Origin of the sequence: Providencia sp. 2023EL-00965 (genome assembly GCF_033550225.1) — a bacterium.
Lineage (GTDB): Bacteria > Pseudomonadota > Gammaproteobacteria > Enterobacterales > Enterobacteriaceae > Providencia > Providencia manganoxydans.
This window is the reverse complement of sequence record NZ_JAWUEH010000013.1, coordinates 23,253-45,961: the sequence shown is the minus strand read 5'-3', so window position 1 is coordinate 45,961 and position 22,709 is coordinate 23,253. Positions and strand designations below refer to the sequence as shown.

The window sequence follows — 22,709 nt, the reverse complement described above, 5'->3', positions numbered from 1 at the left end:
GAAAAAATGTCTCAGCAGCAACAACAGGGTGCAGAACAAGCTCCCGATTTGAATAACGAATTAAAGACCCGTAAAGAGAAACTGGTTACTTTACGTGAAAAAGGGATCGCGTTCCCAAATGACTTCCGTCGTGAAATCACTTCTGAGAAGATCCACGCACAATATGATGAGAAATCAGCAGAAGAGCTGGAAGATCTTAATATTGAAGTTTCAATTGCAGGGCGCATGATGACTCGTCGTATTATGGGTAAGGCATCATTTGCAACCTTGCAAGATATGGGTGGTCGTATTCAAATTTATGTTTCTCGTGATGATTTAGCGGAAGGCATTTATAACGAACAATTTAAAAAGTGGGACTTAGGTGACATCCTAGGTGCTAAAGGCCGCTTATTTAAAACCAAAACGGGTGAGCTGACCGTTCATTGTCATGAAGTTCGTTTATTGACAAAAGCACTGCGCCCATTACCTGACAAATTTCATGGCTTAGCGGATCAAGAAACGCGTTACCGTCAGCGTTACCTTGACTTGATCGCAAATGATGAATCACGCCACACCTTTATGGTGCGTTCTAAAATCCTATCTGAATTACGTAATTTTATGGTAGGTAAAGGTTTCATGGAAGTTGAAACACCAATGATGCAGGTGATCCCTGGCGGTGCATCAGCACGTCCATTTGTGACACACCACAATGCACTAGATATTGATATGTATCTGCGTATTGCGCCTGAACTGTATCTAAAACGTTTAGTTGTTGGTGGTTTTGAGCGTGTGTTTGAAATTAACCGTAACTTCCGTAATGAAGGTTTATCACCTCGCCATAACCCTGAGTTCACCATGATGGAACTCTATATGGCCTATGCTGATTACCGTGATTTGATTGATTTGACAGAAGAACTGTTCCGTACTTTAGCGCAAGAAGTCTTAGGGACTACCGTTGTCAAATATGGTGAGCAAGAATTTGATTTTGGTAAACCATTCACTAAATTGACAATGAAAGAAGCAATTTGTAAATATCGCCCAGAAACCAATGTCGCGGATCTGGATGATATGGATAAAGCCGTTGCGATTGCTCAATCTCTTGGTATTAAAATTGAAAATAGCTGGGGATTAGGTCGAGTTCAATGTGAAATTTTTGAAGAAGTTGCCGAAAGCCACTTAATTCAACCAACTTTCATTATTGAATATCCAGCTGAAGTTTCTCCGTTAGCACGCCGTAATGATGATAATCCATTCATTACTGACCGCTTCGAGTTTTTCATTGGTGGTCGTGAAATTGGTAATGGTTTCTCTGAGTTAAATGATGCTGAAGATCAGGCAGAACGTTTCGCTGAGCAGGTTCGTCATAAAGATGAAGGTGATGATGAAGCGATGTTCTATGATGAAGATTATGTTACTGCATTAGAACATGGCCTACCGCCAACAGCGGGCTTAGGTATTGGGATTGACCGTATGGTGATGTTGTTTACTGACAGCCATACGATCCGTGATGTTATTTTATTCCCTGCATTGCGCCCATCTAAAGCTTAATAAGTTTAAAACTTATTATTTCTCAATGAATGCCCAGTTAACATACTGGGCATTATTCTATTTGATCCCCATCAAATTGATTAATTAATAAATCAATACAATTAGTAATTGTTAAATTATTACTTAAATAAAACTATCTGGATAAATGCCTAAAGTGAACGATAGGTGAGCGATGATTAACTATCCATCGATATAGGTAAAAATACTAGGCAAAATAAACTGCTATATATGAACATATAATGTGTATCTTCACTAATGTATCTAATGAAGCAAGATGAATAGATAAAACACATAAATTTATTTTTTTGTTAGAAATTATTTCTGAACTGAAATATTTGAGTTATCTGGATAATCAAGCTGTTATCATTATCCTGAACGTAATATGGATTGTTTATTAAATAAAAGTTTCAAATAAGTTTGTTAGATGGTAGTTTTTTGCTATAGCTATTTATAAAACTCAAAATAAGAGTTTTTGAGTTATTTTGTTACATGAAAAAATAGTGTGGTGGATTCCAATTTAGTGCTAAGATTAAAATAATTAACCTAAATTTATGAGATGTCTCTATTTCTAGATTGGGGCTTATAGAAAATAGCTAGGTTTTAGCTTACACTAGGTTTCTTGGATGTCATTATAATAGCGAAGAAAAAGTGCTGGTAAGGTAACCATATGTTCTCAAACAATAAATTTTTTGTTGCGTCCTTGCTTTTAGCTGGGACTGCGATGCTCTCTGGCTGTTCTTTGGGCTATAACACGAACAATACAGAAAAAACTCAAGTTACAACTCCAACTACACCCGTTACTGCGCCTGTAGCTGCACCTGCACCTAAACAGTAGCAAATGGATTACGCTTATGCTGATTCGCAAGCAGTTTTAAATACAGCAATCAGTAACAAGCCTATGGAAACAGCGGCAACCAGTTTAAATGATACTGGAAATGGAAAAGAGTCATTTCAACATTTAAATACTTGTATTAAAGAACTTAATGCACTGAAAACTTTGTCACCTAAAGATTACAACCGCTTAGTTGGCTCATTTAAAGAAGTCAGTGAAATTAATCAACTTTATAAACAAGTATCCTCAACGGCGAGCCCAGATACGATTGAATTATTACAAATGGCAATAGAAGCTAAAACAAAAGTGCTTTGTGCCAAAGTGCGTTATAACTCAGTTCTATCAACCGAATCAACTTTGGAAAAAATTAGTGGATTATGAGAATTAACCTAAGACTTTGTGTCTCTTTGGCCATTTTTTCGGCTGCTTTTAGCCAGTTTGCTAAGTCGGATAGCTTTAATAATGTCATTGATGACTTCGATATATACCTGCAATTAGAGCAGGAGGGACAAGTCCCACAAAAGCCATTGAATACTCAAGGTCAAGGTTATGATTCATTTTTATCTTTACCGCTCGCTCCTGAGCCAAAAGAAAAATCAAAATCTGCGGTAAGTAAAAAAAATACAGGGCAAGCAAAAGGCTCTGTACGTACGCCATCGAATACGCAGAGAGTCGTGAATAAGCAGGTTCAGCCAAAAGTTACGACGCCAAACACCACTACGCCAAAAGAAGTGGCAATGGTGTCTTTGTCTGAATGTCCTATGCCAGAAAACACAGTAGCGCAACAAACGGGGTCAGCACGCCAGTCTTTGCTATTGTCATCTTATCCATATTTATTTGATTCTAAGCAATGGCATCCGCAGTATTTATCACGTGATTTTGCTAAATACCAAATCGTATTAGATCCTTTAGGGCTCTATTCCTCTCGGTTCTCGGCATCATCATTAGCCGACAACGACGCTTATTTGCAACAGCTAGCTGACCTACTTGCTCAGCAGCAAGCAACTCATTTATTTAAATTTGGTGCTGCTCAGGGAGCAGGCCAGTTAATTGCTTATCATCAGCTATTAACAGATAGGCAGTTAGTTGAAAAACTGATTGCACACAATAAGACGGTCGCAGAGTTAAGCCATGCTATTGCTGAAAAACAATTTGAAATAGAACGTATTAATAGCGAGCTAACTGAAAATAAAAATCAAATTGCTTTATTGCAAGAACAATTAAAAGCGACAGATGATAAAGAAACTATCGTATTACTGACTGATGAATTATCGTTAGCCAAAAATACCATCACTGAAAAACAAAATAATTTAGACCTTCTAACTTTACAAAACGAGCAAGCTCAACAAGTCATTAAACAACTTGAGTTAAAACTCGGTGAAAGTGTTAAAGCACAAGCTGTCGCTGAAAGTCAATTAGCAGAAAAAGATAAACAACTTGAACAAGCAAAATTAGAGTTTGAGAATACCCAAAAACAAGTTGAACAATTGACTGCACAAATTACTCAGTTAGAGGCTGATGCAAAAGAGCAAGCTGAGCGCTTAAATAAAAACAGTGATGAACAAGTTAAATTAGTGACTGCTTCACTAAATAAACAACAAGAACTACTGAAGCAAAAAGAAGAAGCTCTGCAATTAGCTGAGAAGCAGAAAAATGACCTCCAAGCAGAATTAATTAAACAGCAAGATGCTTCTAAAACGTTTGAAAATGATCTAAAAACAGCTCAACAGCAATTACAAACGCAAAAAATAGATCAAGAAGCTTTAGTTAAACAGTATGAAGGGAGCCAACGAGCTCAACAACAGCTGCAAGAAAAGCTGACGCAAAGTGAACTGAATTACACTGAAGCACAGGCACAACTGAAACAAGCTACTGCTGATGTTGCACAGTTGCAAAATGAGATTGAAAAGCAGAAACAATTGATGACACAAGCTAGTGATGAGCAAGTGAAATCATTGACTGCGGAACTTAATCAGCAAGTTGCCTTATTAAAACAGCAGCAAGATGTTGCGCAAAAAATGGCAGCAGAGAGCCAATCAGCTCGCGATGAGCTTATAAAACAGCAAGAAGCAGCAAAACAGTTAGAAGATAAATTAAAAATTGCTCAACAGCAGCTTCAAACGCAAAAAGCTGAACAAGAGACGCTGACAAAACAGTATGGCGACAGCCAGCAGGCGCAACAACAGCTGCAAGCCAAACTGGCCGAGAACGAAAACGCGTTTAGCGCGGCACAAGCGCAACTGAAGCAAGCCAATAGCGATGTGGCACAGCTGCAAAAAGAGATCGAGAAACAGAAGCAGTTGATGACGCAAGCCACTGATCAGCAGATAAAAGCCTTGAGTGCTGATCTGGATCAGCAAGTGGCTCAGTTGAAGCAAAAAGAAGCGGCGTTGCAAAAAGCGGAAGCGGAGAGCCAAGCGACCCGAGAGGCACTGGCGAAGCAAGATGCGGCGGCAAAACAGCTGACACAGCAAAACCAACAGCTGTTGGCTCAGTTAAAAGAGCATGAGCAGCAGGCCAGCAAGCTACAAACTGCTTTGGCGACACAAACAGCGCAAGCCGAGCAGAAGAAAAATGTGGAAGCCGAGCTGAAGGCACTGCAACAGCAGTTACAGACGCAAAAAGCGGCGCAGGAAGCGCTGACAAAACAGTATGGCGACAGCCAGCAGGCGCAACAACAGCTGCAAGCCAAACTGGCCGAGAACGAAAACGCGTTTAGCGCGGCACAAGCGCAACTGAAGCAAGCCAATAGCGATGTGGCACAGCTGCAAAAAGAGATCGAGAAACAGAAGCAGTTGATGACGCAAGCCTCCGATCAGCAAATAAAAGCCTTGAGTGCCGATCTGGATCAGCAAGTGGCCCAATTGAAGCAAAAAGAAGCGGCGTTGCAAAAAGCGGAAGCGGAGAGCCAAGCGACCCGAGAGGCACTGGCGAAGCAAGATGCGGCGGCAAAACAGCTGGCACAGCAAAACCAACAACTGTTGGCTCAGCTAAAAGACAATGAGCAGCAGGCCAGCAAGCTACAAACTGCTTTGGCGACACAAACAGCGCAAGCTGAGCAGAAGAAAAATGTGGAAGCCGAGCTGAAGGCACTGCAACAGCAGTTACAGACGCAAAAAGCGGCGCAAGAAGCCGTGACAAAACAGTATGGCGACAGCCAGCAGGCGCAACAACAGCTGCAAGCCAAACTGGCCGAGAACGAAAACGCGTTTAGCGCGGCACAAGCGCAACTGAAGCAAGCCAATAGCGATGTGGCGCAGCTGCAAAAAGAGATCGAGAAGCAGAAACAGTTGATGACGCAAGCCGCCGATCAGCAGATAAAAGCCTTGAGTGCCGATCTGGATCAGCAAGTGGCCCAATTGAAGCAAAAAGAAGCCGCGTTGCAAAAAGCGGAAGCGGAGAGCCAAGCGACCCGAGAGGCACTGGCGAAGCAAGATGCGGCGGCAAAACAGCTGGCACAGCAAAACCAACAACTGTTGGCTCAGCTAAAAGACAATGAGCAGCAGGCCAGCAAACTACAAACTGCTTTGGCGACACAAACAGCGCAAGCTGAGCAGAAGAAAAATGTGGAAGCCGAGCTGAAGGCACTGCAACAGCAGTTACAGACGCAAAAAGCGGCGCAGGAAGCGCTGACAAAACAGTATGGCGACAGCCAGCAGGCGCAACAACAGCTGCAAGCCAAACTGACCGAGAATGAAAAAGCGTTTAGCGCGGCACAAGCGCAGCTGAAGCAAGCCAATAGCGATGTGGCGCAGCTGCAAAAAGAGATCGAGAAGCAGAAACAGTTGATGACGCAAGCCGCCGATCAGCAGATAAAAGCCTTGAGTGCCGATCTGGATCAGCAAGTGGCTCAGTTGAAGCAAAAAGAAGCGGCGTTGCAAAAAGCGGAAGCGGAGAGCCAAGCGACCCGAGAGGCACTGGCGAAGCAAGATGCAGCGGCAAAACAGCTGACACAGCAAAACCAACAGCTGTTGGCTCAGTTAAAAGAGCATGAGCAGCAGGCCAGCAAGCTACAAACTGCTTTGGCGACACAAACAGCGCAAGCTGAGCAGAAGAAAAATGTGGAAGCCGAGCTGAAGGCACTGCAACAGCAGTTACAGACGCAAAAAGCGGCGCAGGAAGCGCTGACAAAACAGTATGGCGACAGCCAGCAGGCGCAACAACAGCTGCAAGCCAAACTGACCGAGAACGAAAAAGCGTTTAGCGCGGCACAAGCGCAGCTGAAGCAAGCCAATAGCGATGTGGCGCAGCTGCAAAAAGAGATCGAAAAACAGAAGCAGTTGATGACGCAAGCTTCGGATCAGCAGATAAAAGCCTTGAGTGCCGATCTGGATCAGCAAGTGACCCAATTGAAGCAAAAAGAAGCGGCATTGCAAAAAGCGGAAGCGGAGAGCCAAGCGACCCGAGAGGCACTGGCGAAGCAAGATGCAGCGGCAAAACAGCTGACACAGCAAAATCAGCAGTTGCAAGAGAAGTTAAAGAACAATGAATTGCAAGCAATTAAGCTTCAGGCATCACTAGTTGCACAAACCGCACAAGTGGAGCAGAAGAAAGCGTTAGAGTCTGAACTGAAAGAAGTACAGCAACAGTTACAAGCTCAAAAAGCTGAAATCGAAAAGCAAAATAAAGAACGCGAGCAGCAAGTTAAGCGTCTTGAAAGCGATGTAGCTAATAAAGCGAAACAAAGCGCTGAATCTGATAAGCAATTAGCTGAGGCGAATAAACTGATCAGTGCATTGAAACTTGATGCTGATAAATTAACCTCAGTCAATGCGCAATATAAAGCTCAGAGTGCTGAGTTGGAGCAACTGAAAAAGCAGCTCGAAGATAAGACTAAGTTACAGCAAGAGTTGACGACTGCGAAAGAACAGTTGAAAAAGCTTCAGTCTGAGCTGGAAAAACAAAAGTCTGTTATACCTGATGAAGCATTGAAATCGCAGATTATGGATCTCAATAAAAAGGTTATGCAGTTGCAAGATGAGAATGACAAATTAAAAGCGAAGTCAGCGACTTCTTCGGGTAGCCCGATTTCAGTTAAGCCTGTAGCGAAACAACCAACAGAGAAAGAACTGACTGCAATAGCTCAAGAGAACGATAAACGTAATCAGAAGATAATTGCTGAGATCACCCAGCAAAAATATAGCAAGTTGGATAGCTTTACTTACTATAAGATCTTACAAAAAGGTAAGCCTATTGCGAATGTGAAAAATAAAAATATCACATTTATTATGAGAGAGCAGCTAACAGATGGAACGGTAACTGTAATGTATACCGACAAAAACCCTGTTACATTACCTTATAGCGAATTACCTGTACCACTTAACTCATTTATTGAAAAAGCGGGTGAGGGTGGTGTGGTTAAAGTTTATATTAAACCTGAAGGTGGTTATGGTGTGAAAGGTATACCAGGGCAAATACCACCTAATTCAATGTCAATTATTGACCTGAGAATTATCAGTGCAAAATAATTAATGGCATCAAAAAGGTTGTTTACTGAATTAAGTAAGCAGCCTTTTTTTTCGTCTATATGATCACAGATTGTTGTGCTTAGGGCTGGTTTAAGCTTGTTTAAGAGGCGTTTTTGTATAAGAAGAGTACTGTAGAGAGGGGAGGGATATTTGCCTTTCTGCCAGTATATAGAAGTCTACAACTGACAGGGCATGTGTCGCTTGAGTGAATTATATATTAACTCATTATTGAGATGGCGTGCGCGATTTGCTCGGCGTGTAACCAAAACGTTTACGATAGCTTTGTGTAAAATAAGATTGGCTTGAAAAACCTGCTTCCATTGAAATCTCGACAATGCTCATCTGAGTATTTACCAATAATTGATGTGCATACATAATTCTTTTCTCGCTGATCCATGAACGTGGTGAAGTGGCATAAACGTTATTAAATAATTCTTTAAAAGTCGTTAACCCCATACCGAATGATTTTGCAAACTCAGTCAGTTTCCATTCTTTTAAAAAATTATTCTCCATAAAATTTTGCAAACGTTCTGCTTGACGATTACTTAGTTGCCTTAAACTAGACAATAGCTGTGAACCTTGTTCGCTATAAGACAGCAATAACAAAAATTCAGAGATTCGCAATGTTACCATTAGGCGTGGATATTCTTTATTAACAATCGCCTTAAAACTATTTTTTAACTCATCAATAATGGTAGATGTTGTAAACCTAATCACATCATGACTCGTGTTATCGGTACGTTCAATTTCACTCAAATGACTGCCATAGAGATTAATAAATTCACGTAAAAACTGATCCTCTAATGAAACCCACAGAAACTCACATTCAGATTCATTATCAGGGATCTGTAATGCATAAGAGCCCTGTTTATGATAGAGAATATCCCCAGTATTCAATGTTTCTATTGCCGTAGGGCTTTCCCATACTAGCGTGCCTCGTTCAATAATTATCAGCCCTTTGGTTGGTTGTTCAATAATTGAATGTGGGTTCCCTTTATTAATAATTATCCTTTTTATACGTCGATTAGTTACATTGTAATCATTTTGCATAATATATCCCAAATGTTAATTTCATTGCTCAGGTGTTAAATTTTTTGGATAAAGGTTAATTTTAAATACTGAATAGATTTGAATATATGAAATATAAATTCAGTATTATCTGATTGATTGAAATTATATAAAGCGACTTTTTTTGTGTCACAGATTAATTCTAAATATTAATAAATGTTTCCAAAACCCAGTTATTAGCATTAATAGCTATTATTTGCATGTTTAATGAGCTATTCATTTGGTTTTTATTTTTTATAAACTAAAAATAAGACTTAATTAAGTGTAAAATTCTAATGGGTGTTCTGTGGGAATATAAAATAGGTATGAGTAAAATTTCGCTAATAGGGGGTTTTTTGATCTAAACACAGTAATTGACCATTTTCGCTATATTGGAAGAAATTTTAGGTATGGATTTTATTGTGATTAATATCGGGAAAACTACCACTTATTAAAAATATTAATATTTTTAACTGTTAGCTATGGTAGTAATTAAAAATATCTATCATTATAATAAAATAAATTAATCAAAGTGGCGATAAATGCTAAATTATGAGAGATATATCTTATTTATTGAACCTATTTACTTTGATTATCATTTTTAAAGAATAAATATACATAGATTTTAATTATTAGTTATTGAGGGGTACTATTTTTTAGAAAAACGTCATTCATGATTGAGTTAGCCCATGCAAGAGAATGAACTCATGACAAATATCATATATACACAAGATTTTCTTTGACTAAAAATGATAAATATATATAGAGAAATCAATACTATCTGAGCAATATAGTAAATGAATATTTTAAATATTACTTAATGGTTAATTATCAATCAGCATAATGATTATGTGCATTTGTTTGCATAGTGTTATGAGATAAATAAACTGAATTTAAGAATTAATAGTACAGAATACATGGTTAATTTTTCTTCGATGATGATTTTATTTTTTGTTGTTTTTGTGGAAGCTCAGGGAGCGGCCTCCTATCATCTAATAAATGGCGTATTGCTAATATTGGATGGCGAAGTAACATTTTTGGACCAGACCAGCGCATCACCACTTTCATTTGCTCACGCATTTTAGGCTGATAACAATGTATAGGGCATTGTTTACACGCAGGTTTATTCTCTCCATAACGGCATTTTTCAAGGCGATTAATGGCGTATTTATACAATTGTTGATATTGGTCAGGGAAGTCTATTGTTGCAGGATGTGACTTCTCATAGATAAGGATCATTTTTTCGATTGTTTTAATTTCTCTTTGTATTCGTTTGCCGGCCATTTTGCTATCCGATAAAGAGATATATAAGATACATTTAATATACAACTTATTTGGAAGGATAGAAAGCGTTGATTTATTCGTATCAAATGTAAAATGGCATAAGTGGAGACTTATGCCATGATAACTAACGCTATTAATCTAGGTAAAATACTCTGACATAATATATGTGAGTTTTATGTTACAAATAAACCAATCATGCAACAAATGAATTATGTAACCAGATGATTACCTAGTAAATGGATTGCTAACCTTTACTTGCTGATTGCATTATTTTTTGCATTTCGTCTTTTAGATGCAATTTTTCTTTTTTCAGTTTAACAACTTGCTCATTATAGCCAGCGCCTGAAGGGCCTTCTAGCTTACTGATTTCTTTATCGAGCTGATGGTGTTTTTCATAAAGGTTTTGAAAACGGGGATGTGTTGATACTAACTTTGAAACTAAATCTTGATCTGTAGATAACATACTACCTCCTCAGAATGTATTAAGCCTCAATGTCAGTATAAGCCCTGCACATAATTTGTGCATTAGAACGAAATGGAATTTACATATTTTTTATCTGATTTATGATCACTATACTAAAATTAGTTATGATGACTTAACTTCAAATAGTTTTTTTGAGTGTTTTTACGTAATTTTGAAATTAAGAATTATCTATGATGTAAAAAGCAGTATTTTTAACTTATTCTATAGGAAGTTATTTATTTTTCTGATTAACTTTGTTGCACTTAATAGGATTTTATAATGAAAAGAGCGATTTTGTCTGTAATGGCTGTAGCATTAGTTTCTTCTTGCGCAATGGCAACTGGGGAATTGGAAAAGATCGCACCTTATCCTAAAGCAGATAAAGGCATGACTCGTCATGTGATCCAATTGGCTGAAAAGCCGAATGAAAACAATTTTCAAGTTGAATTGGTGATTGGTAAAACAATCAAAGCAGACTGTAACCATCAATGGTTTATGGGTGAGTTAGAAGAAAAAACCTTAGAAGGTTGGGGTTACAACTACTATAAGCTAGAAGATGTTAAAGGACCTGCTTCAACCATGATGGGGTGTTCCGAACCTGCGAAAGATCGTTTTGTAACGACCCAATTAGGTGATGATGCATTTGTTCGTTATAACAGCAAATTACCAATCGTCGTTTATGCCCCAAAAGATATGGATGTTAAATACCGTATTTGGTCAACTGACGATCAGCTACAGAATTCTGTAACAAAATAATTGAACTAGAAGTGCCACTTTGTGTGGCACTTTTTAATATTTAATTATCTGATCACCAATACAGATGTTTTAGCGTGACGCACAATTGTTGAAGCCGTTGAACCTAATAAATAGGTTGAAGTGCTTGGTCGATGTGAGCCGATCACAATTAAACTTGCATCAATATCTTCAGCATAGCTGAGGATTTCATCTTTTGCTGAACCAATTCCCACTTTGCAGACAATCTTATCGTCTGGAACTTTAATGTCTTTGATCACTTCTTCTAAAGCTCTCAGTGCCAATGTTGAACGTTCTGCTGAATTTTTATGGCTTTCTGGCAGGATTGTAACTTCAATACCAAAAAAGAGTTCTGCACTTGGAATGACAGATAGAAAATGAATTTCAGGGGAACCCAATTTTGCTAGTTCTTCAACATGTTTGATGATTTGTGGATTAAGAGTGTCTTCTAATAGGTCAATAGGGACTAAAATTTTATTATGCATAACCACCTCATTAATATACTCGCTATACATCAAATTACAGCATCTTGCGTTAAAGTATGTGCACGAGTTACAGCGTTTTCTATGTTGCAAGTGACTCAGTCGTTGTTTACTTAGCTGTAACTTGAATTATTTAGAGTACATGTGAATTTGCCTCAGTATATCAGCTATAAGTGAATTTAGTATATACTCGTCATCCTTCAAGTTGCAGGGCTTTTGTTAAGGTATAAGTGACTACACTCAGCTAGCTGAGACATATAGTCTATCTATGCTCCCCGACTATCTTCGCTTGTCGCTTACCTGCAACTCGAATTATTTAGAGTATAGGTGTTTACTATTTTGAAACGCGTCTAATCAAAATAAGAATTAATCTTTTTTTGTTATTCTAATCTATATCAAAATATAAGAAATAATCATTATCAGTTAACATAATAATCTACAATTAAATAACAAGACTTTTCTTTTATATTATGACATCATTTACTTTGTTTTTATAATTCATTGATTTTTAAAGTCTATTTGAATGATAATTGTTTTGTTTTTCATTAAGAATATATATTATGGATAAAAATAACCTATCAAATACAACAAGTAATGAGCTTAGCCTGCAAGAAGAAAAGTTTCATGCTGCCAAAAAAAGCACTTTAATTAGCGTGATTGTTAATTTACTCCTTTCAATATGGCAGATTATTATTGGGGTCATTTCACACTCTCAAGGCTTAATTGCCGATGGTATTCATACATTATCTGATCTTATTGCTGATTTTGTTGTTTTAATTGCTAACAAAAAAAGTCATAAAAAACCCGATGAAGATCACCCTTATGGTCATTTTCGTTATGAGAATGGTGCATCGTTGATCTTGGGAATTATTTTATTAATTGTCGGTGTTGGCATGGTTTGGTCTGCAATCCAAAAAATGCTTAATCCTGAATTAATTCAGGAGGTTCATTTTATTGCTCTAGTGGCGGCATTAATTGCATTGGCTGCTAAGGAAGGGCTGTTCCGTTATATGTTGCGGGTGGCAAATAGAGTTAACTCAAGCATGCTAGTAGCTAATGCATGGCATGCACGTTCTGATGCTGCATCCTCATTGGTGGTTGCCATTGGTATTATTGGTAGTTTATGTGGATTTAAGATATTTGACCCGATTGCTGCACTCATTGTAGGGACATTTGTTTTTCGGATGGGTTATAAATTTACCAATCAGTCAATGCAAGATCTGATGGATAAAGGGGCCGATGAAGAAACCTTACAAGAAATTCGTAATGTGCTAGAAAATATTGAAGATATAAAAGGTTTTCATGATTTGAAAACACGCAAATCAGGTGATTTTTATTTAGTTGATGTACATCTTGAAGTCGATGGTGATATGTCCATTATGATGGGACATGATATTGCTGTGAATGTTCGAGATAAGTTGATGGAAAATCCACAAATCCTCAATGTGATGACCCATTTAGATCCATACGATGAAGAGTGCACGCATTAAAGCCATTTCCTTTCAATAATAGCGGCTAGAAATTTTTTGATTTCTGGTCGCTGTACTTATTTTCCAATTTTTACTGAATTTATTCTCAATCGATGTGTTTATGGAGTTTTGTGTAAACGTTTACACTAACGCGAGATCGATCACAGATTGTTATGTTGTCTGATTGCTATACTCCCTAAAATCGATTTAGCCACTCAAATTGACTCAGGGGTAAATAATGCAACAAACAAAAGTGTTGGTAACAGGCGGCATGGGATACATTGGTAGTCATACCTGCGTACAAATGATCCATGCAGGATTTACCCCAATCATTATTGATAATCTCTGTAATGCTAAAACAGAAGTACTTAACCGTATTGAGAAGCTAACGGGCTATCGACCTGTATTTTATCAAGGTGATGTGCGTGATGAAGCATTTGTTAATCGCATTTTTGCTGAACATAAAATCAACGCAGTGATCCATTTTGCGGGTTTAAAAGCGGTAGGTGAATCAGTTGAAAAACCCATTGAATATTATGATGTTAATGTCAATGGTACACTAGTTTTGGCTAGGTGTATGCAACAGGCGGGGGTTACTCGAATTATTTTTAGTTCATCTGCCACTGTTTATGGTGAACCCAATTCTGTACCTATCACCGAAAGCTTCCCTACAGGTAATACGCAAAGCCCCTATGGTACAAGTAAGTACATGGTTGAGCGTTGTTTATCTGATTTATTCACTTCACAACCTAACTGGTCAGTGACATTGTTACGCTACTTTAACCCAGTCGGAGCCCACCCATCAGGCACTATGGGGGAAGATCCTCAAGGTATACCAAACAATTTAACTCCTTATATTGCGCAAGTTGCTGTTGGTCGTCGTGAAAAACTATCTATTTATGGAAACGATTACCCTACCGTAGATGGTACTGGTGTACGTGATTATATTCATGTGATGGATTTAGCAGATGGTCACGTTGCTGCTCTTAAATCAGTTAGCCCGCAAGCAGGGTTGCATATCTATAACCTTGGTACAGGTAAAGGAACCAGTGTGTTTGAAGTCCTAGAGGCTTTTGAAAAGGCTGCTGGAAGGGCGATCCCGTATCAAATAATGCCCCGTCGGTCAGGGGATATTGCAGAATATTGGTCAACGTCAGAGAAAGCACAACGTGAATTAGGCTGGCGGGCGAGCCGCACGATTGATGATATGGCGATTGATGTATGGCGCTGGCAGTCCAATAACCCTAATGGTTATGAAACACGATAATAGGGAATAACATCATGGATAAACTTCAATTTAACCCTTCAGATTGTCCTCATCGTCGCTATAACCCTTTAACAGGGCAATGGGTACTCGTATCGCCCCATCGTGCTAAACGCCCTTGGAGTGGGCAAGATGAAAAAACAGAGATTAAACAGCTTCCTAGCTATGATGAACACTGTTTTCTTTGTCCTACTAACCATCGAGTTTCAGGTGATAGTAATCCCGATTATCAGGGAACCTATGTTTTTCAAAATGATTACTCTGCATTATTACCTGACGCATGTGGGCAACCGGCAAAACAATCGGCATTATTTCAAGCTCAATCGGTCAGTGGTCTCAGCCGTGTGATCTGTTTTTCGCCTGACCACAGCAAAACATTACCTGAATTATCGGCGGAGCAAATTGGATTGGTTATTGAAACTTGGCAGCAACAAATTGATGAACTCAGTCAGCGTTTTCTTTGGGTACAGGTTTTTGAAAATAAAGGTGAGGTGATGGGGTGTTCGCAGCCTCATCCACATGGACAAATTTGGGCGAGTGATTTTTTACCAAATGAAATTGCCCGTAAAGACCAACATTTACGCCAATACTATCAGCAACACGCAAGTAATTTGCTGTTGGATTATGCACAGGCAGAATTGAATGATGGTGCTAGAACGGTAGTTGAAACTGAACATTGGCTTGCCGTGGTCCCTTATTGGGCGGCTTGGCCTTTTGAAACCATGTTGATGCCAAAAGAGCCTATCAGGCGCATGGGGGAGATGAATGAGGCAGTTTGTGCCGATCTTAGTATTGCATTGAAAAAGTTAACTTGTCGCTACGACAATTTATTTAATTGTGCATTTCCTTATTCAATGGGCTGGCACTTTGCACCATTTTTTGCTGACGAACAAAATATTGATCATTGGCAGCTTCATGCATTGTTTTATCCACCGCTACTGCGCTCAGCAACCGTCAAAAAGTTTATGGTTGGCTATGAGATGCTAGCGGAAACTCAACGTGATCTCACACCTGAACAGGCTGCTGAAAAGCTACGGGCAGTCAGTGATATTCACTATAAGCATATGAGCAAATAAGTTTATTTTTACTAAGAGGCTGTTTTTATGAACAATAGTGAACTTCTTCAACACAAAGTGACCGATGCTTTTATTAAAGGTTTTAATGATCAACCTGAGCTTTATGTGCAAGCACCGGGGCGCGTCAATATCATTGGTGAACATACTGATTATAACGATGGCTTTGTTTTACCCTGTGCAATTGATTATCAAACGATAACAGCAGCAAAAAAAAGAAATGACCAATTAATTCGAGTTGTGGCTGCTGATTATGACAATGATATTGATGAATTTAGCCTCGACAGCGAAATTCCATTTTTACCGGGGAAAATGTGGGCAAATTATGTTCGCGGTGTGGTGAAATTTTTATTGGCGAGGGGGTATCACTTCTCTGGATGTGACATTGCGGTTAGCGGTAATGTTCCCCAAGGTGCTGGCCTGAGTTCTTCTGCGTCGTTAGAAGTGGTTATTGGTCAAACGATTAAAGAGCTGTATCAATTAGAGATTAGTCAGCAAGAGATTGCTTTAAATGGACAACAAGCGGAAAACCAATTTGTTGGCTGTAATTGCGGTATTATGGATCAGTTAATTTCAGCTTGTGGTGATGAAGGACATGCCTTATTAATTGACTGTCGCAGCTTAGAGCTGGCATCAATCCCTATTCCTGATGATCTTGTTGTTATGATCATCAATTCAAATAAACAGCGTGGATTAGTTGATAGTGAGTATAATATTCGCCGCCAGCAATGTGAAAGTGCAGCTCAACAATTTGGGGTTAAAGCGCTACGTGATGTCACGATGTCTCAGTTTGAACAAAAACAACACCAGTTGGAACCTGTAGTCGCTAAGCGCGCTAAACATGTTATCAGTGAAAATGAGCGAACACTTGCGGCAGCGCAAGCATTAACAGAAAATAATTTGCCACGACTCAGTGCACTAATGGAGCAATCTCATATTTCTATGCGTGATGATTTTGAAATCACAGTAAAAGAGATTGATACTTTGGTTGATATTGTAAAATCAGTACTCGGTGCACAAGGTGGTGTCCGCATGACAGGCGGTGGCTTTGGTGGCTGTATTGTTGCGCTTATGCAGCAGCAAATTGTTGGAGCGGTAGTCAATGCGGTTGAGCAACAATATTCAGCCTTAACAGGTTTAAAAGCCGATATTTATGTTTGCCAGCCAAGTGATGGGGCTGGTGTAATTAACAAGACATCCAAGTAGAGAGATAAATATGCAGTTATCAAAAGACCCGGGGTATGTAGCACGCGCTTCAAAAGTGATCGCGCTTACCAACAGCAATGGAATGAAAATTTTGCTGTCGACCTTGGGGGCTAGCTGGATTAGCTGCATACTGCCTATGCCGAATGGGAAACGCGATGTTCTACTTGGTTCGCCAAATATGGCAGCACAGATGGTTCAGGGCGTTTATCTCGGCGCAACGGTGGGCCGAGTCGCAAACCGTATCGCTAATGGTCGCTTTAGCCTAGATGGCCGCCAATATACATTGACGACTAATCAAGGTGAGCACTGTTTGCATGGCGGTGAGGATAACTTTAGTTATCGTGTTTGGCGAGTGACTCAAGTTAATCAACAAGAGGCTATTTTTTCATTGACCTCTGATGATGGTGACCAAGGTTTCCCTGGAGAACTGCAAGCTGAAGTTCGCTATATTCTCACCGATGAAAACAAAGTCATTATTGATTACCGTACCCAAGTCAGCAAACGGTGTCCTGTAAATCTAACAAATCACGCCTATTTTAATTTAGCGGGTGAAGATTCGGTTAAAACCGCACTAGAGCACGATTTACAGCTGGCTGCGACACACTATTTACCGACCGACAAGAATGGGATCCCAACAGGGGAATGGCGTGACGTAACGGACACTTTTTTTGATTTTCGGCGTAAAAAACGTATTGGTTATGATTTTTTGCAAGATGATGACCAAAAAGCAGCAGGCGGTTACGACCATGCGATGATATTCGATCCTGAACTCACTGATGGTGAAAAAATCGTGGTATCCGTTTTTTCTCCGGATGGTGATGTCAGGATGGATATTGCGACAACCATGCCATCAATGCAGATTTATACAGGGAACTATTTGATTTCGGTTCCGGGAAAATCGCGTTATTACACCCCATTTTCCGGCATTGCTCTTGAAACTCAATTTCCTCCCGATGCTGTCAATCACCCTGAATGGGGGGAACAGTACAATGGTGTATCTCAGCCAAACCAAGTTTATCATCAGAAAACCAGTTACCAATTTAGTTTTTGACCGTAATTGGTTGTTGAATGTGCTTGTTGGATGTATGTAGAGGAAACGGATGGCGACAATTAAAGATGTAGCGAGAGAAGCGGGGGTATCTGTAGCGACAGTCTCCCGAGTGATCAACCAATCACCTAAGGCGAGCAAAGCGTCAATTGCTTGCGTTAAGAGTGCTATGGATAAACTCGGTTATCGTCCAAATGCTGCGGCACGTGCATTGGTGAGCCAGAGCTCTGATACCATTGGGGTACTTGTGAATGATGTTTCCGATCCTTTTTTTGGCACCATGGTCAAAGCGGTTGATGCTGTTGCCCATAAAAATGGTAAACACATATTAATTTGTAATGGTTATCATACGGCACAGGAAGAACGCCAATCCATTGAACTCTTGATTAATAATCGCTGCGATGGTTTGGTGATCCACTCGAAAGCATTATCTGATGACGAGCTGATTGAATTTGCGGAAGAAGTCCCTTGTATGGTGTTGATCAATCGACATATTGATGCAATTGCTGGCAGATGTATTTCGTTGAATAACTATAAAGGTGCTTATATTGCCACTGAGCATTTAATTCGCCATGGACATACTAAAATCGCTTATATTTCATCAAATCATAATATTGAAGATGTTGAGCAGCGGTTACAAGGGTACCGTGATGCACTCAAGCAGCATGCGATCACACTGTCCGATAGCTATATTGAATATGGCGTACCTTATGGGGAAGGGGGGGAGCAGGCAATGACCAATCTACTCACTAAATCGTTAGAAATCACTGCGGTAGTTAGCTATAACGATTTTATGGCTGCGGGGGCGCTCGCTGTTCTTGATGAAAATAATATTCTGTCGCCAGAACAGATTTCAGTCATTGGCTTTGATGATGTGTTAATTGCCCGCTATATTCACCCTCGTTTAACGACTATCCGCTATCCTATTCAAATGATGGCTGAAACCGCGACTGAGTTATCCTTATCGTTAGCACGCCAAGCGCCAATGAAGGCGAGTGGCTTAGTATACTCACCAACATTGGTTCAACGTCATTCAGTACGCTCACTGAAATAGTGGTTGAGTTGTTTTGGGAGTCGTTTGACTCCCAAAAGCGATTAAATCACCCATAAATCAATAAATTCACTGACAGGCATAGCTTCAAGCAATGGTTTATCTAATGAAGCTGAAAGAATGCGCAATTGCTGGGTTTGTGGAAATTGACGAGCAAGATTGGTGCGGTATTTTTTGAGTAACAGTGGAATTCCTTCTTTGCGGCGACGTTTATGGCCGACAGGATATTCGATCAGCACTTCATCAAGCACCGTGCCATCTTTTAATTTAATGGTTAACCCATTGGCAATTGAGCGTTTTTCTGGGTCGTGATAATCCTGAGTAAAACTTGTTTCCTCACGGCAAACAATTTTGTCACGCAATAGGTCAATACGTGGGTCATTGGCGATATTGTCTTCATAATCAGCAGCGGTTAAGCGACCAAAAATTAATGGCACAGCAACCATGTATTGAATGCAGTGATCGCGATCGGCAGGGTTATTAAGAGGCCCTTGTTTATCGATAATACGCACACAAGCTTCGTGAGTACGAATGGAAACACTTTCAATATCATCGGCACTTTTATCTAATGATTTTAATTTTTCATGCAATTGTAACGCAGCTTCTACGGCTGTTTGTGCATGGAACTCCGCAGGAAATGAAATTTTAAATAACACATTTTCCATGACATAAGAGCCATAAGCGCGCTGGAAACGAAATTCTTGGCCATTAAATAAGCTATCGTAAAAGCCCCATGTTTTTGCGGTTAATACCGTTGGATAGCCCATTTCGCCTTTTTGCGCCATTAAGGCTAATCGTACTGCTCTTGATGTAGCATCCCCAGCAGCCCATGACTTACGAGAACCTGTATTTGGTGCGTGTCGATAAGTGCGTAAACTGTGTCCATCAACCCAAGCCAGTGAGACAGCATTTAAAATTTCTTCACGATTAAGACCGAGCAGCTGTGCAACAACGGCGGTTGAAGCGACTTTCACTAAGATCACATGGTCGAGTCCGACTTTATTGAAGGCATTTTCTAATGCAATACAGCCTTGGATTTCATGCGCTTTGATCATCGCGGTAAGCACATGTTTTATGGTTATCGGTGTTTTGCCCTTTGCGATAGCGTCTCGTGATAGCCAATCTGCAACGGCTAAAATACCCCCTAGGTTATCCGAAGGGTGCCCCCATTCAGCAGCAAGCCATGTGTCATTGAAATCTAGCCAACGGATCATCGTACCAATATTGAACGCAGCCTGAACAGGGTCAAGCTGGAAATGCGTTCCAGGTACTTTCGCGCCATTGGGAACAACGGTTCCTTGGATAATAGGCCCTAATAGTTTTTTACATGCGGGGTATTCAAGTGATTCCATACCGCAGCCAAGGGTATCTAAGAAGCAGTAATAGGCAGTCTCATAAGCCAAGTCAGAAATAATCGGGTATTCAGTGACGTAATCGACGATATCACTAATCACTTTATCAAATTCTTGAGGTACAGGGGTAATTGTGGTCATTGATATTATCCTTATAAACGCTGTTCCATGCGGGTAAATAGTTTATTTTCTGGGCCCACATAATTGGCAGATGGGCGAATGATTTTATTATCTTGACGTTGTTCAATGATATGCGCAGACCAGCCAGCTGTACGCGCCATAACAAACAGCGGGGTAAACATGGCGGTTGGGACGCCCATCAAATGATAAGTTACTGCTGAAAACCAATCTAAATTAGGAAACATATTTTTTTCACGTTTCATGACCAATTCTAAATGGTGAGCAATATCATATAATTGGCGGTTTAAACACTGTTCTGATAATTGCAGAGCAACGGATTTAATGATGGGATGGCGTGGATCGGCAATCGTGTATACGGGGTGACCAAATCCAATGATCACTTCAGACTTTTCAAGGCGCTGAATAATATCTTGTTCAGCTTCTTCAGTGGTGAGATAACGCTGTTGAATTTCCAGTGAAACCTCATTCGCACCACCATGTTTAGGACCACGTAAGGCAGCAATTGCCCCAGTAATTGCAGAATAAAAATCTGTACCAGTACCCGCAATCACGCGAGCAGCAAAGGTGGATGCATTAAATTCATGCTCCGCATATAAAATTGAAGCGATATGCATGAAACGTTCCCACTGTGCTGGTGGCTTTTTACCATGCAGTAAATGTAAAAAGTGGGCGCCAATAGAATCATCATCTGTTTCCGTTTCAATGCGGCGACCATGATGACTGAAATGATACCAATACAGCAGCATTGAACCTAAGCATGCTAACAATCTATCTGCAATTTCTTTTGCTCCCGCTAAAGTATGAGACTCTTTTTCAGGAAGCACACAGCCCATGACTGACACGCCTGTTCTCATGACATCCATAGGGTGAGCATTCGCGGGGATCGACTCTAAGGTTTGTTTAACGCTAGCAGGAAGACCCCTTAATGCCTTGAGTTTGTCTTTATAGGCGACGAGTTCTGATTTAGTCGGTAATTTTTCGTGGATCAGTAGGTAGGCTACTTCTTCAAATTCACATTGGGTGGCGAGATCGTGGATATCATAACCGCGATAGTGCAAGTCATTACCGTTTTTGCCAACGGTACAAAGTGCGGTATTACCTGCGGTGATACCCGATAAAGCAACGGATTTTTTAGGTTTAAATTGGGTCGTATCGGTATTAGTAAGTTGTTCATTCATCGGATTATCCTTTGTAGGGGGACAACTTGAATTATTTAGAATATAAGTATTATTTTTGTTGTGAAAATAGTGCGTCTAATTTTTGTTCATAGTCATAGTAATTAATGCTTTGATAAAGTTCGTCACGAGTTTGCATCAGTGGAACGACATTTTTTTGTGTGCCTTCTTTGCGTAGTGTGGTGTAAACCTGCTCAGCGGCTTTGTTCATCGCTCTAAAGGCGGAGAGAGGGTAAAGGGCAATCGCAATACCAACACTGCGTAACTCATCAAGGGTAAATAAAGGGGTTTGACCAAATTCGGTAAGATTGGCAAGAACTGGCACTTTAGTTTGCTCTACAAATTGTTGGTACATGTTCAGTTGCGTGATGGCTTCAGGAAATAACATATCTGCCCCCGCCTCAATATAAGCATGCGCTCTGTCTAACGCGGCTTCTAACCCTTCAACAGCCAACGCATCGGTACGTGCCATGATCACAAAGTTTTCATCAACGCGTGCATCAACCGCGGCTTTGATCCGATCAACCATCTCTTGTGTTGAAACAATTTCTTTATTGGGACGATGACCACAACGTTTAGCACCAACTTGATCTTCCAAATGTAAACCAGCAGCACCGGCTTTTTCGATAGATTTAACGGTACGTGCGACATTAAATGCAGAAGGACCAAAGCCGATATCTGCATCCACCATTAAGGGTAGTTCACAAACATCGGTAATGCGTCGAATATCAATCAAAACATCTTCTAAGGTTGAAATACCGAGGTCGGGTAAACCTAATGAGCCAGCTGCGACACCACCACCTGATAAATAGATAGCTTTATAGCCAGCACGTTGTGCAAGTAAGGCGTGGTTAGCATTAATAGTGCCAACTAACTGCAAAGGTGTTTCACTACTTAGTGCTTGACGAAATGCTTGGCCAGCAGAAATAGATGACATAGTAACCTCTTATGATTGTTATTAAATTGCGACTATATTCGTCATACTTCAAAATGCAGGGTTGTTGACTGCGCTATACTCGCCGAGTCACATAGTTCATCTACGCTCCCCGTCTATCTTCGTCTGTCGCCTACCTG

At 40.1% G+C, this 22,709-nt stretch carries 17 protein-coding genes; 10 read left to right on the top strand and 7 right to left on the bottom strand.

Going from position 1 to position 22,709, the window contains the following annotated elements; genetic code table 11:
* Positions 1 to 6 precede the first annotated feature (6 nt).
* The 3 genes from lysS to SC428_RS15950 all read left to right on the top strand — a co-directional run bounded on the left by lysS (position 7) and on the right by SC428_RS15950 (position 7,827).
* On the top strand, positions 7 to 1,527 hold the full coding sequence (gene lysS, locus SC428_RS15960) for a lysine--tRNA ligase (protein WP_070925313.1): 1,521 nt from the start codon (positions 7 to 9) through the stop codon (positions 1,525 to 1,527).
* 838 nt (positions 1,528 to 2,365) lie between these two features.
* Positions 2,366 to 2,740 carry a hypothetical protein gene (locus SC428_RS15955; RefSeq protein ID WP_412544720.1) on the top strand — a complete coding sequence of 125 codons (375 nt, stop codon included), beginning with the start codon at positions 2,366 to 2,368 and terminating at the stop codon, positions 2,738 to 2,740.
* On the top strand, positions 2,737 to 7,827 hold the full coding sequence (locus tag SC428_RS15950; RefSeq protein ID WP_318708783.1) for a hypothetical protein: 5,091 nt from the start codon (positions 2,737 to 2,739) through the stop codon (positions 7,825 to 7,827). The genes SC428_RS15955 and SC428_RS15950 overlap by 4 nt, the downstream gene beginning before the upstream one ends.
* Before the next feature lie 225 nt (positions 7,828 to 8,052).
* Here SC428_RS15950 and SC428_RS15945 read toward each other — a convergent pair whose 3' ends face one another.
* The 3 genes from SC428_RS15945 to SC428_RS15935 all read right to left on the bottom strand — a co-directional run bounded on the left by SC428_RS15945 (position 8,053) and on the right by SC428_RS15935 (position 10,621).
* Positions 8,053 to 8,877, bottom strand: coding sequence for a helix-turn-helix transcriptional regulator (locus SC428_RS15945; protein WP_070928743.1), 825 nt, complete (start codon positions 8,875 to 8,877; stop codon positions 8,053 to 8,055).
* A 918-nt stretch (positions 8,878 to 9,795) separates the two neighbouring features.
* Positions 9,796 to 10,158 carry a nitrous oxide-stimulated promoter family protein gene (locus SC428_RS15940; RefSeq protein ID WP_140183046.1) on the bottom strand — a complete coding sequence of 121 codons (363 nt, stop codon included), beginning with the start codon at positions 10,156 to 10,158 and terminating at the stop codon, positions 9,796 to 9,798.
* 244 nt (positions 10,159 to 10,402) lie between these two features.
* Positions 10,403 to 10,621, bottom strand: coding sequence for a DUF465 domain-containing protein (locus SC428_RS15935; RefSeq protein WP_140183047.1), 219 nt, complete (start codon positions 10,619 to 10,621; stop codon positions 10,403 to 10,405).
* Between the two features lie 279 nt (positions 10,622 to 10,900).
* Between SC428_RS15935 and eco the strand changes: the two genes are divergently transcribed.
* A complete protein-coding gene (eco, locus tag SC428_RS15930; RefSeq protein ID WP_070928748.1) occupies positions 10,901 to 11,377 on the top strand; it encodes a serine protease inhibitor ecotin in 477 nt (158 codons plus the stop codon).
* Positions 11,378 to 11,421: 44 nt separating this feature from the next.
* Here eco and SC428_RS15925 read toward each other — a convergent pair whose 3' ends face one another.
* Positions 11,422 to 11,859: a universal stress protein gene (locus tag SC428_RS15925; protein WP_070928750.1), complete on the bottom strand. Its 438-nt coding sequence runs from the start codon at positions 11,857 to 11,859 to the stop codon at positions 11,422 to 11,424.
* Between the two features lie 557 nt (positions 11,860 to 12,416).
* Here SC428_RS15925 and SC428_RS15920 point away from each other — a divergent pair.
* The 6 genes from SC428_RS15920 (at position 12,417) to SC428_RS15895 (ending at position 18,970) form a co-directional block, all read left to right on the top strand.
* Positions 12,417 to 13,346, top strand: a complete 930-nt coding sequence (locus SC428_RS15920) for a cation diffusion facilitator family transporter (RefSeq protein WP_070928752.1) — start codon at positions 12,417 to 12,419, stop codon at positions 13,344 to 13,346.
* 217 nt (positions 13,347 to 13,563) lie between these two features.
* Entirely contained in the window at positions 13,564 to 14,592 is a 1,029-nt protein-coding gene (gene galE, locus SC428_RS15915; protein WP_272581247.1) for a UDP-glucose 4-epimerase GalE, read from the top strand.
* 14 nt (positions 14,593 to 14,606) lie between these two features.
* Positions 14,607 to 15,665 carry a UDP-glucose--hexose-1-phosphate uridylyltransferase gene (locus tag SC428_RS15910; protein ID WP_070928756.1) on the top strand — a complete coding sequence of 353 codons (1,059 nt, stop codon included), beginning with the start codon at positions 14,607 to 14,609 and terminating at the stop codon, positions 15,663 to 15,665.
* 27 nt (positions 15,666 to 15,692) lie between these two features.
* Positions 15,693 to 16,868 carry a galactokinase gene (galK, locus tag SC428_RS15905; protein ID WP_283125669.1) on the top strand — a complete coding sequence of 392 codons (1,176 nt, stop codon included), beginning with the start codon at positions 15,693 to 15,695 and terminating at the stop codon, positions 16,866 to 16,868.
* A gap of 10 nt (positions 16,869 to 16,878) precedes the next feature.
* Positions 16,879 to 17,919 carry a galactose-1-epimerase gene (galM, locus tag SC428_RS15900; protein ID WP_318708763.1) on the top strand — a complete coding sequence of 347 codons (1,041 nt, stop codon included), beginning with the start codon at positions 16,879 to 16,881 and terminating at the stop codon, positions 17,917 to 17,919.
* Positions 17,920 to 17,968: 49 nt separating this feature from the next.
* Complete coding sequence (locus SC428_RS15895) at positions 17,969 to 18,970, top strand: substrate-binding domain-containing protein (RefSeq protein ID WP_140183053.1); 1,002 nt, start codon at positions 17,969 to 17,971, stop codon at positions 18,968 to 18,970.
* Positions 18,971 to 19,011: 41 nt separating this feature from the next.
* On the opposite strand, the gene SC428_RS15890 is transcribed toward SC428_RS15895, so the two are convergent.
* From SC428_RS15890 to prpB, 3 genes are read right to left on the bottom strand one after another with little or no spacing between them, the layout of a single operon-like run.
* Positions 19,012 to 20,460, bottom strand: a complete 1,449-nt coding sequence (locus tag SC428_RS15890; protein WP_318708758.1) for a bifunctional 2-methylcitrate dehydratase/aconitate hydratase — start codon at positions 20,458 to 20,460, stop codon at positions 19,012 to 19,014.
* Positions 20,461 to 20,471: 11 nt separating this feature from the next.
* Positions 20,472 to 21,638 carry a 2-methylcitrate synthase gene (gene prpC / locus SC428_RS15885; RefSeq protein WP_070928761.1) on the bottom strand — a complete coding sequence of 389 codons (1,167 nt, stop codon included), beginning with the start codon at positions 21,636 to 21,638 and terminating at the stop codon, positions 20,472 to 20,474.
* A gap of 49 nt (positions 21,639 to 21,687) precedes the next feature.
* Positions 21,688 to 22,572 carry a methylisocitrate lyase gene (prpB, locus tag SC428_RS15880; RefSeq protein ID WP_070928763.1) on the bottom strand — a complete coding sequence of 295 codons (885 nt, stop codon included), beginning with the start codon at positions 22,570 to 22,572 and terminating at the stop codon, positions 21,688 to 21,690.
* Positions 22,573 to 22,709: the final 137 nt, after the last annotated feature.

What these genes read in the sequence shown, in the direction of transcription:
- SC428_RS15955 (WP_412544720.1), top strand. Translation starts at nt 2,366, where the DNA reads ATGGATTACGCTTATGCTGATTCGCAAGCAGTTTTAAATACAGCAATC.
- prpC (WP_070928761.1), bottom strand. Translation starts at nt 21,638, where the DNA reads ATGAATGAACAACTTACTAATACCGATACGACCCAATTTAAACCTAAA.
- SC428_RS15935 (WP_140183047.1), bottom strand. Translation starts at nt 10,621, where the DNA reads ATGTTATCTACAGATCAAGATTTAGTTTCAAAGTTAGTATCAACACAT.
- SC428_RS15890 (WP_318708758.1), bottom strand. Translation starts at nt 20,460, where the DNA reads ATGACCACAATTACCCCTGTACCTCAAGAATTTGATAAAGTGATTAGT.
- galM (WP_318708763.1), top strand. Translation starts at nt 16,879, where the DNA reads ATGCAGTTATCAAAAGACCCGGGGTATGTAGCACGCGCTTCAAAAGTG.
- SC428_RS15945 (WP_070928743.1), bottom strand. Translation starts at nt 8,877, where the DNA reads ATGCAAAATGATTACAATGTAACTAATCGACGTATAAAAAGGATAATT.
- SC428_RS15910 (WP_070928756.1), top strand. Translation starts at nt 14,607, where the DNA reads ATGGATAAACTTCAATTTAACCCTTCAGATTGTCCTCATCGTCGCTAT.
- SC428_RS15920 (WP_070928752.1), top strand. Translation starts at nt 12,417, where the DNA reads ATGGATAAAAATAACCTATCAAATACAACAAGTAATGAGCTTAGCCTG.
- lysS (WP_070925313.1), top strand. Translation starts at nt 7, where the DNA reads ATGTCTCAGCAGCAACAACAGGGTGCAGAACAAGCTCCCGATTTGAAT.
- SC428_RS15940 (WP_140183046.1), bottom strand. Translation starts at nt 10,158, where the DNA reads ATGGCCGGCAAACGAATACAAAGAGAAATTAAAACAATCGAAAAAATG.
- galK (WP_283125669.1), top strand. Translation starts at nt 15,693, where the DNA reads ATGAACAATAGTGAACTTCTTCAACACAAAGTGACCGATGCTTTTATT.
- SC428_RS15925 (WP_070928750.1), bottom strand. Translation starts at nt 11,859, where the DNA reads ATGCATAATAAAATTTTAGTCCCTATTGACCTATTAGAAGACACTCTT.
- prpB (WP_070928763.1), bottom strand. Translation starts at nt 22,572, where the DNA reads ATGTCATCTATTTCTGCTGGCCAAGCATTTCGTCAAGCACTAAGTAGT.
- SC428_RS15950 (WP_318708783.1), top strand. Translation starts at nt 2,737, where the DNA reads ATGAGAATTAACCTAAGACTTTGTGTCTCTTTGGCCATTTTTTCGGCT.
- galE (WP_272581247.1), top strand. Translation starts at nt 13,564, where the DNA reads ATGCAACAAACAAAAGTGTTGGTAACAGGCGGCATGGGATACATTGGT.
- eco (WP_070928748.1), top strand. Translation starts at nt 10,901, where the DNA reads ATGAAAAGAGCGATTTTGTCTGTAATGGCTGTAGCATTAGTTTCTTCT.
- SC428_RS15895 (WP_140183053.1), top strand. Translation starts at nt 17,969, where the DNA reads ATGGCGACAATTAAAGATGTAGCGAGAGAAGCGGGGGTATCTGTAGCG.